Annotated in this window: 14 protein-coding genes; 3 read left to right on the top strand and 11 right to left on the bottom strand. The window is 67.0% G+C overall.

Translation table 11 applies throughout. From position 1 onward, the window contains the following. Nucleotides 1-4 precede the first annotated feature (4 nt). The 8 genes from LN047_RS24195 to LN047_RS24230 form a co-directional block, all read right to left on the bottom strand. On the bottom strand, nt 5-1,525 hold the full coding sequence (locus tag LN047_RS24195; RefSeq protein ID WP_373980436.1) for a mannitol dehydrogenase family protein: 1,521 nt from the start codon (nt 1,523-1,525) through the stop codon (nt 5-7). 59 nt (nt 1,526-1,584) lie between these two features. After that, nucleotides 1,585-3,120, bottom strand: coding sequence for a UxaA family hydrolase (locus LN047_RS24200; protein ID WP_373980437.1), 1,536 nt, complete (start codon nt 3,118-3,120; stop codon nt 1,585-1,587). 32 nt (nt 3,121-3,152) lie between these two features. Next, the gene (locus tag LN047_RS24205) at nt 3,153-4,019 is read right to left on the bottom strand and encodes a fumarylacetoacetate hydrolase family protein (protein ID WP_128828939.1); all 867 of its coding nucleotides are present in this window, start codon (nt 4,017-4,019) and stop codon (nt 3,153-3,155) included. 31 nt (nt 4,020-4,050) lie between these two features. Next, entirely contained in the window at nt 4,051-4,797 is a 747-nt protein-coding gene (locus LN047_RS24210) for an SDR family oxidoreductase (RefSeq protein ID WP_062839595.1), read from the bottom strand. Between the two features lie 12 nt (nt 4,798-4,809). Further along, on the bottom strand, nt 4,810-6,219 hold the full coding sequence (locus tag LN047_RS24215) for a TRAP transporter large permease (RefSeq protein WP_217619007.1): 1,410 nt from the start codon (nt 6,217-6,219) through the stop codon (nt 4,810-4,812). Between the two features lie 36 nt (nt 6,220-6,255). Further along, nucleotides 6,256-6,882 carry a TRAP transporter small permease gene (locus LN047_RS24220; RefSeq protein ID WP_373980438.1) on the bottom strand — a complete coding sequence of 209 codons (627 nt, stop codon included), beginning with the start codon at nt 6,880-6,882 and terminating at the stop codon, nt 6,256-6,258. An 80-nt stretch (nt 6,883-6,962) separates the two neighbouring features. Next, on the bottom strand, nt 6,963-7,937 hold the full coding sequence (locus LN047_RS24225; protein ID WP_056325459.1) for a sialic acid TRAP transporter substrate-binding protein SiaP: 975 nt from the start codon (nt 7,935-7,937) through the stop codon (nt 6,963-6,965). A gap of 139 nt (nt 7,938-8,076) precedes the next feature. After that, nucleotides 8,077-8,790, bottom strand: a complete 714-nt coding sequence (locus LN047_RS24230) for a FadR/GntR family transcriptional regulator (protein ID WP_056325456.1) — start codon at nt 8,788-8,790, stop codon at nt 8,077-8,079. 147 nt (nt 8,791-8,937) lie between these two features. On the opposite strand from LN047_RS24230, the gene LN047_RS24235 reads away from it, so the two are divergent. The 3 genes from LN047_RS24235 to pyrF are packed head-to-tail and all read left to right on the top strand — an operon-like array spanning nt 8,938 to nt 11,529. Then, nucleotides 8,938-9,336, top strand: a complete 399-nt coding sequence (locus tag LN047_RS24235) for a diacylglycerol kinase (protein WP_056325453.1) — start codon at nt 8,938-8,940, stop codon at nt 9,334-9,336. A gap of 49 nt (nt 9,337-9,385) precedes the next feature. Beyond that, nucleotides 9,386-10,705 (top strand): NAD(P)/FAD-dependent oxidoreductase, encoded by a 1,320-nt coding sequence (locus LN047_RS24240; RefSeq protein ID WP_373980439.1) that lies wholly within the window; start codon nt 9,386-9,388, stop codon nt 10,703-10,705. Nucleotides 10,706-10,710: 5 nt separating this feature from the next. Then, on the top strand, nt 10,711-11,529 hold the full coding sequence (pyrF, locus tag LN047_RS24245) for an orotidine-5'-phosphate decarboxylase (protein WP_062839593.1): 819 nt from the start codon (nt 10,711-10,713) through the stop codon (nt 11,527-11,529). 104 nt (nt 11,530-11,633) lie between these two features. Here the strand turns inward: pyrF and LN047_RS24250 are convergent, their stop codons facing one another. From LN047_RS24250 to thiL, 3 genes are all read right to left on the bottom strand, one after another. Continuing rightward, nucleotides 11,634-12,200: a CinA family protein gene (locus LN047_RS24250; protein WP_373980440.1), complete on the bottom strand. Its 567-nt coding sequence runs from the start codon at nt 12,198-12,200 to the stop codon at nt 11,634-11,636. Next, on the bottom strand, nt 12,197-12,703 hold the full coding sequence (locus LN047_RS24255; protein WP_056325443.1) for a phosphatidylglycerophosphatase A: 507 nt from the start codon (nt 12,701-12,703) through the stop codon (nt 12,197-12,199). The genes LN047_RS24250 and LN047_RS24255 overlap by 4 nt, the downstream gene beginning before the upstream one ends. Before the next feature lie 62 nt (nt 12,704-12,765). After that, nucleotides 12,766-13,731 (bottom strand): thiamine-phosphate kinase, encoded by a 966-nt coding sequence (gene thiL / locus LN047_RS24260; protein ID WP_373980441.1) that lies wholly within the window; start codon nt 13,729-13,731, stop codon nt 12,766-12,768. Between the last annotated feature and the right edge of the window lie 144 nt (nt 13,732-13,875).

Genomic DNA, 13,875 nt, shown 5'->3' on the forward strand with positions numbered 1-13,875 from the left:
TCTCCTAGGTGGCAGCCTGCACGGCATGGATCACACCGTGCTCGCGCAGCGCTTCCAGATGCTTGGTCAGGGCGCCCACGAACTCGGCCGAAGTGCCCAGGTCGCCGAACACCGGTTTGAAGCGCGCCAGGACCGTCGCGCGCCGCTGCGCCGCCTGCGAGGGCATGGCGGCATGCGCGGCCACCTCCGCGCGCGCCAGCAGGCGGTCAAGACGCGCGGCAATGGGGTCCTGGATGGGGTAGGCGCTGCCCTGCTCGTCCTCGCCGCGCAGGTAGTTCAGCCATGCGGCGACCGCCAGGCACAGACGATCGATGCCGTGGCCGGCACGCAGCCGGTCGCGGATGGTGTCCAGCAGGCGCTGGGGCAGCTTCTGCGATCCGTCCATGGCGATCTGCGACAGCGGATGCGGCAGCGCGGGGTTGGAGATCCGTTCCAGAAACCGCAGACGGTATTCCACCAGCCCCGTGTCGGGAATGCCGCGCAGGGTCGGGGCGATCTCTTCGCGCATCATGGCGTCGACGAACGCCCGCAGGGCGGGCGTGTTGGCGGCATCGGCCACCGTATGCAGTCCCAGCGTCGCGCCCAGGTAGGCCAGCGCCGAATGCGGCCCGCTGACCATGCGCAGTTTCAAACGCTCGTAGGGCGCCGCATTGCGCACGAAGGTGGCGCCCCCGTACGCGTCCCAGGCGGGGCGGCCGGCGGCGAACCGGTCTTCGATCACCCAGTTCAGATAGGGCTCGCCCAGCACGGGCCAGGCATCCTCGACGCCCAGGCGTTCGGCGATCCGCCGGCGGTCCTGGTCTTCGGTGGCCGGCACGATGCGGTCGACCATGGAATTCGGAAACGTGCAGTGGCGGTCGATCCAGTCGGCCAGGGTCACGTCGACGCGCAGCGCAAAGGCCAGCACCAGGCTGCGCAGCGTGTCGCCGTTACCGCGCAGGTTGTCGCACGACAACAGCGTGATCGGCGGCAGGTCGCGCTCGCGGCGCAGCGCCAGGCCGTAGACCAGGATGCCGATGGTGCTGCGGGGCCGGATGGGGTTTTCCAGATCGTGCACGATGTCCGGATCGTCCCAGCGCAGATGCCCCGTGGCCGGTTCGTGGCTGTAGCCCTTTTCCGTCACGGTCAGGCTGACGATGCGGGTCTGCGGATACGCGATGCGTTCGAGGACGGCGTTGGGGTCTTCCTCGGCCACCATCACGCGCAGCACGGATCCCACGATACGCAGGTGTTCGCGGTCCTGGCCGTCGGGACCTGCGTCGCGCACGGCCAGCGTGTACAGCCCGTCCTGGGGCGTTAGCGCATCGCGGGTGGCGGAGTGGCGCAGCGAGACGCCCAGAATGCCCCAGGTGAGGTCGCCGCTGGCTTGCATGGCCTGATCGGTGACAAACGCCTGATGCGCCCGGTGAAAGGCGCCCAGCCCCAGATGGACGATGCCCGGCGTCAGCCGGCTACGGTCGTAGCTGGGCTTTTCAACGTCGGCGGGCAGACGCGGCAATGACTCCGAATTCAAACGTTCAAGCATGGGTGCGCTATGCCTAAAAGGGGAGACGCCAGGGTATAGCATGCCCCGAGCCGTCTTCGCTACATCACCGCGCCCAGTTGCCACGGGACGAATTCATTTTGTCCGTAGCCGTGCGTCTCGCTGCGGGTGCGCCGGCCCGACGCCGTCTGCAGCATAAGCTGGAAAATGCGCTCGCCCATCTGCGCCACGCTTTGCGCGCCGTCGACGACTTCGCCGCAATTGATGTCGATATCGTCGGACTGGCGCTGCCACAGTGCCGTGTTGGTGGACAGCTTGAGCGACGGCGCGGGCGCGCAGCCATAGGCGGAGCCACGGCCGGTGGTAAAGCAGATCAGATTGGCGCCCCCGGCCACCTGCCCGGTGGCCGAGACCGGGTCATAGCCCGGGGTGTCCATGAAGACCAGCCCGCGCGTATGCACGGGCTCGGCGTACTCGTAGACGTCGGTGAGATTGGTCGTGCCGCTCTTGGCGATGGCGCCCAAAGACTTTTCCAGGATGGTGGTCAGGCCGCCCGCCTTGTTGCCGGCCGAGGGGTTGTTGTCCATCTCGGCATCGTTGCGGGCGCAGTAGTCTTCCCACCAGCGCACGCGCGCCAGCAGCTTTTTCGCCACCGCGGGCGATTGCGCGCGGCGCGTCAGCAGGTGCTCGCCGCCGTAGATTTCCGGCGTCTCGGACAGGATGGCCGTGCCGCCGTGGCGCACCAGCAGGTCCACCGCGGCGCCCAGCGCCGGATTGGCGCTGATGCCGGAATAGCCGTCCGAACCGCCGCACTGCAAACCCACGGTCAGGTGGCTGGCGGGCACGGCCTGGCGCTCGACGCGATTGGCCTGGTCCAGCATGCGCTCGACCAGTTCGATGCCGCGCGCCACCGTCTTGCGCGTGCCGCCGGTGTCCTGGATGTTGAACGTGTGCAGCATTCCGCTTTCGCGCAGATGCTCCTGCTCCATCAGCCCGCCGATCTGGTTGGTCTCGCAGCCCAGTCCCACGACCATCAGGCCGCCGAAGTTGGCATGCCGGGCGTAGCCGCCCAGCGTACGCCGCAGCACGCGCAGTGGTTCGCCGTCGCTGCCGGTGGCGCAGCCCGCGCCATGCGTCAGCGCCACCACGCCGTCCACGTTCGGACAGGCGGCCAGCGCCTCGGGCCGGATGTCGCGGCGGAAGTGATCGGCGATGGCGCGCGCCACCGTCGCCGAACAGTTCACGCTGGTCAGGATGCCGATGTAGTTGCGCGTGGCGATGCGGCCGTCGGCGCGCACGATGCCGTCGAACATGGCCGGCGCCCCCACGTAGTCGGTGGGCCGCGCATCTTGCCCCACGGCATAGTCGCGCTCGAAATCCGAGAACTCCAGATTCTGGGTATGGACGTGCTGGCCGGGCGTAATGTCCTGCCGCGCCACGCCGATGATCTGGTTGTAGCGGCGCACTGGCTCGCCGGCCGCGATGGCGCGAACCGCCACCTTGTGGCCCGGCGGCACCAGCCCCACGATGGTCACCCCCTCGCCTTCCAGCCTCGTGCCGCTGACAAGCTGGCGTCTGGCGATCACCACGTTGTCCGCCGGGTGAATGCGGATGACTGCCGTATCGGTCTGCGACATGAGAACTCCGGAATACAGGGGGGCCTTGCGGATCAGCCGTCGATCAGGGCGGGATCCCAGGCATGGACGCGCTGGCGTTGTTCGCCCAGGCCCGCGATGCCCAGTTTCATTTCGTCGCCCGCCTTCAGGTAGACAGGCGCGGGCTTCTGGCCCATGCCCACGCCGGGCGGCGTGCCGGTGCTGATGAGGTCCCCCGGGTACAGCGTCATGAAGCGGCTGACGTACGACACCAGCTGCGCCACGCCGAATACCATCGTGCGGGTGCTGCCGTTCTGGTAGCGCTTGCCGTTGACCTCAAGCCACATCTCCAGGTCCTGCGGATTGGGGACTTCGTCGGCCGTGACCAGCCAAGGACCGATGGGGCCGAAGGTATCGCAGCCCTTGCCCTTGTCCCACGTGCCGCCGCGTTCGATCTGGTATTCGCGCTCGGACACGTCGTTCACCACGCAGTAACCGGCCACGTGCTTCATGGCGTCGGCCTCGCTGACATAGCGGGCCTTCTCGCCGATCACCACGCCCAGCTCGACTTCCCAGTCGGTCTTGACCGATTCCTGCGGCAGCACGACCGGATCGTTGCAGCCCACCACGGCCGACGTCGTCTTCATGAAGACGACAGGTTCGGCCGGCACCGGCAGTCCGGACTCGGCGGCATGGTCGGCGTAATTCAGTCCGATGCAGATGAACTTACCCATGCCGCGCCACGGCGGCGCCACGCGGCCGGGCTGCGCAACAAGCGGCAGCGACGCCGGATCCAGCGCGCGCAACTGCGCCAGCTTGGCGGGCACGAGCGACTCGGCGGTAATGTCGGAAATGACGGACGACAGGTCGCGGACCTGGCCCTCTGCGTCGATCAAGGCGGGCTTTTCCGAGCCCTTGGCGCCATAGCGCATCAGTTTCATAGCGGTTTCCTGGTTGCTGGAAAAGAAGAATTCAATTGGACCAGCCGCCGTCGATCACCTGCGCGGTGCCGGTGGTGAAGGCGGATTCGTCGCTGGCAAGATACACCGCCAGCGCGGCGATCTCTTCGGCGCGGCCGATCCGGCCCATTGGCTGGCGCGCGGTGAAGGCGGCTTCGACCGCCGCGACGGACTGGCCGCTGGCCAGCGCCTGCGCGTCGATGCGCTGGCGCAGGGACGGCGACTCCACCGTGCCGGGGCAGATCGCGTTGCAGCGGATGCCCTGCCCCACGTAGTCGGCAGCGACCGCCTTGGTCAGGCCGATGACGGCTGCCTTGGTGGCGCCGTAGGCGCAGCGGTTGGGCGCGCCCTTAATGCTGCCCGCCACGGACGCCATGTTGACGATGGACCCCGCGCCGCGCGCCAGCATCGCCGGCAGGCAGGCACGGATCAGCAGGTACATGGATCGCACGTTCAGGTTGAACGAGAAATCCCAGGCGTCTTCGTCGCAATCCAGGATGGTGCCGGCATGCACGAAACCCGCGCCATTGAACAGCACGTCCACCCCGCCCGCATCCTGGGCCAGCGCGCGCACGGCGCGGGCGTCGGTTACGTCCAGCACGTGCGTGCGGCAGCCGGACAGCGACTCCAGCGCGGCGCCGTTCAGGTCCACGGCCAGCACATCGGCGCCCTCGTGCGCGTAGGCCAGGGCCACGGCGCGGCCGATGCCCTGCCCTGCGGCGGTGACGATGGCGGTCTTGCCTTGCAGTCTTGCTGACATGGGCGTGCGTCCTTATTTGCCGGTCATGCCCATTACGGTGGGCAGCCACAGGGTGATCGAAGGAATGTAGGTGATGGCGATCAGCGCCACGAACAGCGGCACGAGCCACGGCAGGATGGCCATCGTGGTGCGCTCGACCGACAGCTTGGCCACCCGCGCCAGCACGAAGAGCACCATGCCCATTGGCGGATGCAGCAGGCCGATCATCAGGTTCAGCGTCATGATGAGCCCGAAATGGATCGGGTCGATGCCCAGCTTCAGCACGATGGGCAGCAGGATGGGCACGAGGATGGTGATGGCCGCGATGGTGTCGATGAAGCAGCCGACGATCAGGATCAGCACGTTCGCCATCAGCAGGAACACCCACTTGTTCTGCGTCACGCTCAGGATGGCGTCGGTGAGCGCCTGCGCGGCCTGCGTCGTGGTCAGCAGCCAGGCGAACACCGAGGCTGCCGTCACGATGAACAGGACCGACGCGGTGGTCTCGATGGTGTCGAACGACGCCTTGGCCAGCGTGCGCAACGTCATGGAGCGATAGCGCACCAGTCCCAAAAATAGCGCCCAGATCACGGCCGCCACCGCGGCTTCCGTGGGCGTGAACCAGCCCAGCGTCATGCCGCCGATCAGGATCACCGGCGCCATCAGCGCCATCACGGCCGAAAAGTTGAACTTCCAGTCCAGCAGCAGCAAAGCCGCGAACGAGATGCCGGTGGCCACGTTGGGCGACACGCCCGCCAGCGTCATCAGCCAGATCGACATCGGGAACGCCAGCACGATCAGCACTTCCAGCCCCGCGGCGCCCAGCCGTTTCCAGTTGAAGGCCACGTCGCCGCCCCAGTTGTTGCGGCGTGCGTAGTACGCCACGGTAAGCATCATCAGGATGGTCAGCACCAGGCCGGGAATCAGGCCTGCCAGGAACAGCGAACCGATCGACACGTTGGCCATCATGCCGTAGATCACGAACGGCAGCGACGGCGGAATGATGGGGCCCAGCGTCGCCGACGCGGCCGTCACCCCGACCGCGAACTCGGTCTGGTAGCCGTGGTCCTTCATAGCCTTGATCTCGATGGTGCCCAGGCCCGCGGCGTCGGCGATGGCGGTGCCGGACATGCCGGCAAACACCACCGAGCCGATGATGTTCACCTGCCCCAACCCGCCGCGCATCCAGCCCACCAGCGCGACGGCAAAGTTGTAGATGCGGCCCGTGATGCCCGCGATGTTCATCAGGTTGCCGGCCAGGATGAAAAACGGCACGGCCAGCAGCGGAAACGACTCGACGCCCGCAATCATGCGCTGCGCGATGACAACGTCCGGCACGCTGCCGGAAATCAGGATGTACAGCAGGGATGCGCCCGCCATCGAGACCGCCACCGGCAGCCCCATGATCATCAACAGCAGAAAGGTTCCAATCAGGGTGCCCATGTTCGCTCCTGGCAAAGGCACTGCGGATTCGGGAATTCAGTCCAGCGACTCATAGGCCGCGGGGTTCTCCAGGATGGAGTAGCCCTGCCGCCAGTTCTGCACGGACACCTGCAGCGACCGCAAGAACATCATGACGAAGCCCGCCAGCGCCACCCAGTAGACGTACGCCTTGTTCCAGAACAGCGTCGTCATGGGCTCGTCGCCGACCAGCACGATGTAGCGGTACGTCAGCCACACGGCATAGCCGAAGAACGCGGTGCGCAGGATATCGATCAGCGTGGACAGCACGCGGCCGGCAGGCTTGGGCAGGTAGCGGTACAGGAAGTCCACCTGGATATGGCGGCACGCGCGCACGCACATCGCGGATCCCAAGAACACCACGCCGATCAGGCAATACACCGCCAGCTCCTCGGTCCAGGCGTACGAGTCGTTCAGGACGTAGCGGGAAAAGAACTGCAGGAACACCAGCAGCGCCATCGCCCAGAACATGGCCAGGCAAATCCAGTCTTCCGGCTGGTAGCCGGCCAGGCTGACCACGTGATGATCGGCCTCCTCGAAGCTCTGGACGATCTCGTCCACCGAGGAAACGTGATGGGCGCTGGGCGGCTTGTCCGGCGGATGGCTGACGGCCGCCATCGGCGCGGCCTTCGCGTTGGAGTGCATGGAATCTCCCCTCGTGCGGGATCGGTGTGGCGATCAGATCGGGCGCGGCGGACCGACGTGGCGGCCCGCCGCGCCGGCGTTCACTTCACCGCCTGGATCTTTTCCCAGTCCGACTTCTCGTAGCCGTATTGCTTGAACGGCACCTTCTCCAGCACCGTGTTGCGGAAGTCGTCGATGTTGACCTCGGCCACCGTCAGGCCACGCTGTTTGAAGACGTCGACCATCTTCTTTTCGGACGCAGCCACTTCGGCCGAGGCCTTTTCCGCGGCCTGCTGCGCGACCTCGGCGAAGATCTTCTTGTCCTCGTCCGACAGGCTCTTCCAGAGCTTGCCGGAGATCACCGTGTTCAGGTGATCGACGATGTGGCCGGTGAGGATGATGTTCTTCTGCACCTCGTAGAACTTCTTGGCCTCGATGGTGGTCAGGGGGTTTTCCTGGGCTTCGACCGTGCCGTTCTGCAAGGCCAGATAGACCTCGGCAAAGGCAATGGGCGCGGTGTTGGCGCCACAGGCGCGCGGCATGGCCAGATACGCGGCCACGTCCGGCACGCGAATCTTCAGGCCCTTCATCTCGCTGCACTTGGTGAACGGCTTGTTGGACGTCGTCTGGCGCGTGCCGTAGTAGGTGGTCGCGACAATGTGGTTGCCGCTCTTTTCGTCGTAGCCCTGGGTGAGCTCCTTGTAGATGTCGCTCTTGGTGTAGGCGATCAGGTGCTCCGGGCTGCGGAAGGTGTAGGGATAGTACGTGACCCCGATGCGCGGAAAGCTCTTGGCCGCGAAGCTGGACCCGGAGATGATCATGTCGACCGTGCCGAGCGTCAGCCCCTGGTTGATGTCGTTTTCCTTGCCCAGTTGCGAGGCCGGATAGACGTCGATGTGATAGCGGCCGTTGGTGCGCTTCTCGATCTCCTGCGCGGCCCACACCGACGAGGTATGGAACGGTTCGGACGTCTCGTAGACGTGCGCCCACTTCAGTTTGGTCTGCGCCAGCGCGGAGCCGCTGACGGCGATCGCGACGGCGGCAAAGAGCACTTTGATGGCGTTGCCTGGCTTCATGTTGTCTCCTCTCTTTGAGGTGGCGGGCTCGGCGGCCTCGCGTCATGTTTTACATATGGAGTTCACCTACTGGAGCTGCACCTACCAACTGCGACTGCGAGTTGCCGCCGGCCTCCCGGGAGGGACCGGCGGCCTGTTGCTATTCAGCGCGCAAGGCTTCGGCCGCACCGGGCCAGCTGGCCATCAGGCGGTCGTACGAGCAGGAAAGATGTTCACGCATGGCGGCCCGCGCGCCCTGTTCGTCACCGGCCGCGATGGCGTCGATGACGCGGCGGTGCTCGGTGATGGCGACGGCCCAGCTGTCGGAATTTTCGAAGTAATCGCCCAGCTTCACGGAGAGCGGGTTGTGGCGTTCGTCAAAGAGTTCGCCCACCACGCGCACCAGCACGGCGTTGTTGGCCATTTCCGCCACACGCAGATGGAACAGCCGGTCGCCGCGGATGGGCACGCTGCCGGCCCGCGCCTCGTCTTCCATCGCATCGACGGCTTCGCGCAGGCCTTCCACCAACGCGGGCACGGGATTGAGCGCCGCCTGCGCGGCCAGCTCGCTCTCGATGGTGCGGCGGGCGCGGATGGTTTCAAGCGGGCTTTCGGCGGTCAGGCTGGCGCGCGGCGCGCCGCCCGGGCTTTGCACGTACACGCCCGACCCCATGCGCACTTCCACCCAGCCTTCGACCTCCAGCGCGATCAGCGCTTCCCGCACCGACGGCCGGGACACGCCCAGCTTCAGCGCTAGGTCGCGCTCGGGCGGCAGGCGCGCGCCGGCCGGAAATTCGCCGGCCTCGATCAGCAGACGAAGCTGATCGGCGATCTGGCGATACAGGCGGCGAGGTTCAATGGTCTGAATCGGCATATAGGTAAAGTGGCCTTACCAATTGACCAGAATCCTGCGCCTCCCGACGCTGGGTCACAATTAGGGTTTGCCCATCCGCGTCGGGATGTGCCACGCGGGCAACCCTTATCTGTTAAAAAGCCGCCACCACGGCTTTCATCCGATTCCATGACCCACGATCCGCAACACTCGCCCTTCAAGAGCACCGGCGGCGCGCGCCGTATCCTCAATGCGCTGCGCTATTCCTGGCAGGGCCTGAAGGCGGCCGTCAAATACGAGGCGGCCTTCCGCCAGGAACTGGCGCTGGCCGTGCTGATGATTCCGGCGGCATTCTTTCTGGGCCGCACCACGGTCGAGGTGTTCTTCCTGGTGGGCGTGGTGGTCATGGTGCTGGCGGCGGAACTGCTTAATTCCGCCATCGAAGCGCTTGCCGATGCGCTGTCGGTCGAACGCCACCCCCTCTTGGGGCGGGCCAAGGACCTGGGCAGCGCGGCGGTGATGCTGCTGCTGATATTTGCCGGAACGGTCTGGGTGGGGGTGGCCATCAGCCGTTTCGTCATGCACTGATACGGGTTCGCATCGCGACGGGGATGCGACTCTATTTATACTGGGAGCCATGATGCCTCAATCGACGTCAGCACCCTCCAAGCGCATCGTCATCGTCGGCGGTGGCGCAGGCGGCCTTGAACTGGCCGCCAAACTGGGCCGGATCCACGGCCGCCAATACATCACCCTGGTCGACAGCCGCCCTTTTCACATCTGGAAGCCTTCGCTGCATGAAGCGGCGGCGGGCACGCTGGATATTCACCAGGAAGGCCTGTCCTACCTGATGCTGGCCCACATGGACGGCTTCTCGTTCGCCCAGGGGCGGCTCGAAAGCGTCGACCGCGAACGCCGTCTCATCACCGTGGACGCCGTCAATGACGCGCAGGGCCAGGAAGTCCTGCCCCGCCGCGAACTGGCGTACGACACGCTGGTGCTGGCGCTGGGCAGCACCTCCAACTTCTTCAACACGCCGGGCGCGGCCGAGCATGCGGTCACGCTGGACACCACCGAAAACGCCGAGCAATTCCGCCTGACCATGCTCAAGGCCATGGCGCTGGTGGACCAGGCCAAGGTGCGCAACCCGTCCGCGCGGCTGGATCTGGTGATCGTGGGCGGCGGCGCCACCGGCGTCGAACTGGCGGTGGAACTGACCGAAGCCAGTCACGTCGTCAGCGCCTATGGCCTGCCGAACTTCCGCGCCGACCGTGACCTGGCGATCACGCTGGTCGAAGGCGCGCCGCGCATCCTGTCCGCGCTGCCCGAGAAGATCTCGGTGGCGGCGACCAAGCGCCTGACCGAACTGGGCATCCGCGTCGAGACCTCATGCCGTGTGTCCGAAGTGACGGACAACACCGTGCGCACCGCCGACGGCCGCGAGTTTCCCGCGCAGTTATGCATGTGGGCCGCCGGCATCAAGGGCCCGGCGCTCTTGGCCAACCTGGGATTGCCGCTGAACAAGCTGGGGCAGATCGAAGTCAACGAGCGGCTCGAAACGCCCGATCCGCACATTCTGGCGCTGGGCGACTGCTGCGCGGCGCCGTGGCGCGACGGCCGCACCGTACCCGCCCGCGCCCAGGCCGCGCACCAGCAGGCCGATTACCTGACCAAGAAGCTGACGGCCCGGCTGCGCAACAACCCCGAGCCCACCGAGCCCTACGTCTACCAGGACCACGGATCGCTGGTGTCGCTGGGCCAGGACGCCGGGGTGGGCAGCCTGATGGGCAAGCTTGCCGGACGGGGACTGTTCGTAAGCGGTACACTGGCGCGCCTGATGTACATGAGCCTGCACCTGATGCACCACCGCGCGGTGCTGGGCGCCTCGCGTACCGTCTCCCTCGCCCTGGCTCGCCTGCTCATGCGGCGCACGCGCCCGCGGGTCAAACTGCACTGAATCCCATGAATTTCCTGCAAAAACTCGAACACGCCTGGACCACCAGCAACTCGCTCCTGCAAGTCGGGCTGGATCCCGACCCGCAGCGCTTCCCGCGCGAATTGCAGGACAAGCCGGACGCCATCTTCCAGTTCTGCCGCGACATCGTCGACGCCACCGCGCCGTACGCCTGCAGCTTCAAGCCGCAGATCGCGTACTTCGCCGCGCACCGCGCCGAAGACCAGCTGGAAGCGCTGTGCCAGCACATCCGCGACAACCACCCCGACCTGCCCATCGTGCTGGACGCCAAGCGCGGCGACATCGGCTCCACCGCCGAAAACTACGCCCGCGAAGCCTACGAGCGCTACCAGGCCCACGCCCTCACCGTGAGCCCGTACATGGGCCTGGACTCGGTCGAGCCCTACCTGGCGTGGCGCGACCGCGGCGTGATCGTGCTGTGCCGCACCTCCAACCCGGGCGGCTCGGACCTGCAATTCCTGAAGATGGACAACGGCGAGCCCCTGTACCTGCACGTGGCAGGGCTGGTGGCGGACAAGTGGAATGCCAATGGCCAGTGCGGCCTGGTGGTGGGCGCCACGTTCCCCAACGAACTGGCCGCGGTGCGCCAGCGCATCGGCGACGCCCTGCCCCTGCTGGTGCCGGGCATCGGCGCCCAGGGCGGCGACATCACGGCAACGGTCAATGCCGGCGCCAACGCGGCGCGCAACGGCATGATGATCAACTCGTCGCGCGCCATCATCTACGCCAGCGGCGGCGACGACTGGCGCCAAGCAGCCGCCGAGGCCGCCAAGGGCCTGCGCGACGCGATCAACGCGGTGCGCTGACGCCACATTGCGCAAAAGCCGCTGTACCGTGCGCAAACGCGCGGTGCAGCGGCTTTTTTCATTTGAACGCCCGCCAGTTCAGCGCGGGCGTTTCGCGTCGGGATTCATCGCCGGTTGATCGGCGCCCCCGCGAATTCCAGCACGGCCCGCAGCGCGAACTCCACCGCCGCCTGCCGCACCTGCCCCCGGTCGCCCTGGAACACGTGCGTCACCGCGCGGCTGCTGATGCCGTCGCCCACCCGCATGGCAAAGCCAAAGCACACCATGCCCACCGGCTTGCCGGGCGTGGCGCCGCCCGGTCCGGCGATGCCGGTGGTCGACATGGCCACGTGCGCATTGGGCACGGCAAGCAGCACCCCGTTTGCCATTTCAAGTGCCACGGGCTCGCTGACTGCGCCAAAGTTATGCAGCGTTTCGGGCGACACCTCCAGTTCGGTAACCTTGGCGTCGTTGCTGTAAGTGACGAAACCGCGCTCGAACCATTCGCTGGAACCAGCCACCGCGGTGATGGCGCCTGCCAGCAGGCCCCCCGTGCAGGATTCGGCGGTGCCAATCATCCACCCCTGCTGGCGCAGCACATCGCCCAGCCGCTCGGACAGGCCGAGGATCGTCGCTTCCGACAACTGCGCGGCCGTCATGTTGGTCCGCGCGCCTTCATGCTGATCGTTCATCCCAAGACTCCTGTGCGGGCCACCAGCGCCATCACCAGCAAGGCATAGCCGGCGGCCACGATATCGTCCCACATGACTCCGAAACCGCCCTTGATATGGGCGTCGAAGAACTTGATGGGTGGCGGCTTGACGATGTCGAACGTGCGGAACAGCACGAACGCCAGCGCCTGCGACAACCAACCGGCCGGCGTAAGCCACAGCACCAGCCAGAACGCCACCATCTCGTCCCAGACCATTCCGACATGATCCGGCTGCTGGAGTTCTCGGCCGACGCGATGGCAGGCCCAGCATCCGTACAGAAATGCCACCGCCAGGAACACGCCGATGGCCAGGTCCGACGCCGCAGGCGCCGCCGCCACCCAGATGGCCCAAGCAAGCAGCGTGCCCCACGTGCCCGAGGCCGGACGGATCAGTCCGCTGCCAAAGCCAAACGCAATCAGCCGGCCCGGATCGCGGCAGACCCAGGAAAGCGCCGGATACGCAGCGCGGCGGCGGTCGCGCATGGAGGTGGAGTGCTTATCAGCGGAAGACATGGGGGAAGGGTCTGCAAAAAGGAAGCCGCGGATCAGTCCGCGGGGAAGTGATCGAAGCCGGCGGGCAGCTCGGCAAGCGGCTGGCCGTGCGAGTCGAGAACCGCGATGCCCGGCTGCGGCAGGACCTCGCCCACCCGGGTCACGCGGGCGCCGGCCCTGCGGGCTGCCGCCAGCACGGCGTCACGCCGGGACGGCGGCGCGGTGAAACACAGTTGATAGACATCGCCCCCGCCCAGCAGCGCGCGTTGCAGCGGTGCCGCGTCCAGGCCCGCCAGCGCGGGCGCCATCGGCAGGTCCGCGAACCGCAGGCAGGCGCCGACGCGGCTGGCGGCCAGGATGTGGCCCAGGTCCTGCACCAGGCCGTCGGAAAGATCGATGGCTGCATTCGCGATGCCGCGCAGCGCCGTGCCCAGCCCCACTTGCGGCTCGGGCCACTCCAACGCGTCGCGCGTGGCGGCCAGCAGCGCGGCATCAGCCGGGTATTGCCCGTCGAGCAGCCGGTAGGCCACGTCTGCCGCCCCCAGTTCGCCGGACACCCAGATGTCGTCGCCGCTTCGCGCGCCATCGCGGCGCAGCGCCTGACCGGGGGGCACCGAGCCAAACACGGTCACGCTGATCGCCAGATCGTGCGCGCTGCGCGTGGTATCGCCGCCGACTAGCGGGCAGCCGTGGGCCGCCGCCAGCGCGTGAAACCCTTCGGCAAACGCCGCCAGCCAAGGCTCGTCCAGGCGCGGCAACGCCAGCCCGAGCACGCAGCCGATCGGGCGCGCGCCCATGGCCGCGAGGTCGGACAGGTTTACCGCCAGCGCCTTGTGGCCCAGCGATTTCGGGTCTACGTCGGGAAAGAAATGCCGGCCTTCCAGCAGCAAGTCCGTGCTGGTGGCCACCTGTTCACCGGGAGGAACAGGAAAGAGCGCGCAGTCGTCGCCAACGCCCAAGAGGCCGGCAGGCGCGGCACGCGTGAAATAGCGCGCAATCAGATCAAATTCGGACGCCACCGCGCCTCCACTATGCGGCGCCCGATGGTCGCCATTGTCTGCATGGCCGCCGTGCGGGCCAGATCGGGGCCGCGCGGATCCGGGCTCCGCCGGTCCGCAGCGGCGCTCCCCTCGGAGGGGAAGCGCGAAGCGCTGCGGGGGGGC

This window comes from Achromobacter sp. JD417, assembly GCF_041879325.1.
Taxonomy (GTDB): domain Bacteria; phylum Pseudomonadota; class Gammaproteobacteria; order Burkholderiales; family Burkholderiaceae_B; genus Achromobacter; species Achromobacter mucicolens.

Bases quoted from the DNA above. Each gene is read 5' to 3' on its own strand.
- LN047_RS24205 (WP_128828939.1), bottom strand. From the start codon at position 4,019: ATGAAACTGATGCGCTATGGCGCCAAGGGCTCGGAAAAGCCCGCCTTG.
- LN047_RS24200 (WP_373980437.1), bottom strand. From the start codon at position 3,120: ATGTCGCAGACCGATACGGCAGTCATCCGCATTCACCCGGCGGACAAC.
- LN047_RS24255 (WP_056325443.1), bottom strand. From the start codon at position 12,703: ATGCGCGACCGCCGCCGCGCTGCGTATCCGGCGCTTTCCTGGGTCTGC.
- LN047_RS24225 (WP_056325459.1), bottom strand. From the start codon at position 7,937: ATGAAGCCAGGCAACGCCATCAAAGTGCTCTTTGCCGCCGTCGCGATC.
- LN047_RS24215 (WP_217619007.1), bottom strand. From the start codon at position 6,219: ATGGGCACCCTGATTGGAACCTTTCTGCTGTTGATGATCATGGGGCTG.
- LN047_RS24230 (WP_056325456.1), bottom strand. From the start codon at position 8,790: ATGCCGATTCAGACCATTGAACCTCGCCGCCTGTATCGCCAGATCGCC.
- LN047_RS24220 (WP_373980438.1), bottom strand. From the start codon at position 6,882: ATGCACTCCAACGCGAAGGCCGCGCCGATGGCGGCCGTCAGCCATCCG.
- LN047_RS24210 (WP_062839595.1), bottom strand. From the start codon at position 4,797: ATGTCAGCAAGACTGCAAGGCAAGACCGCCATCGTCACCGCCGCAGGG.
- pyrF (WP_062839593.1), top strand. From the start codon at position 10,711: ATGAATTTCCTGCAAAAACTCGAACACGCCTGGACCACCAGCAACTCG.
- LN047_RS24240 (WP_373980439.1), top strand. From the start codon at position 9,386: ATGATGCCTCAATCGACGTCAGCACCCTCCAAGCGCATCGTCATCGTC.
- LN047_RS24250 (WP_373980440.1), bottom strand. From the start codon at position 12,200: ATGAACGATCAGCATGAAGGCGCGCGGACCAACATGACGGCCGCGCAG.
- LN047_RS24195 (WP_373980436.1), bottom strand. From the start codon at position 1,525: ATGCTTGAACGTTTGAATTCGGAGTCATTGCCGCGTCTGCCCGCCGAC.
- LN047_RS24235 (WP_056325453.1), top strand. From the start codon at position 8,938: ATGACCCACGATCCGCAACACTCGCCCTTCAAGAGCACCGGCGGCGCG.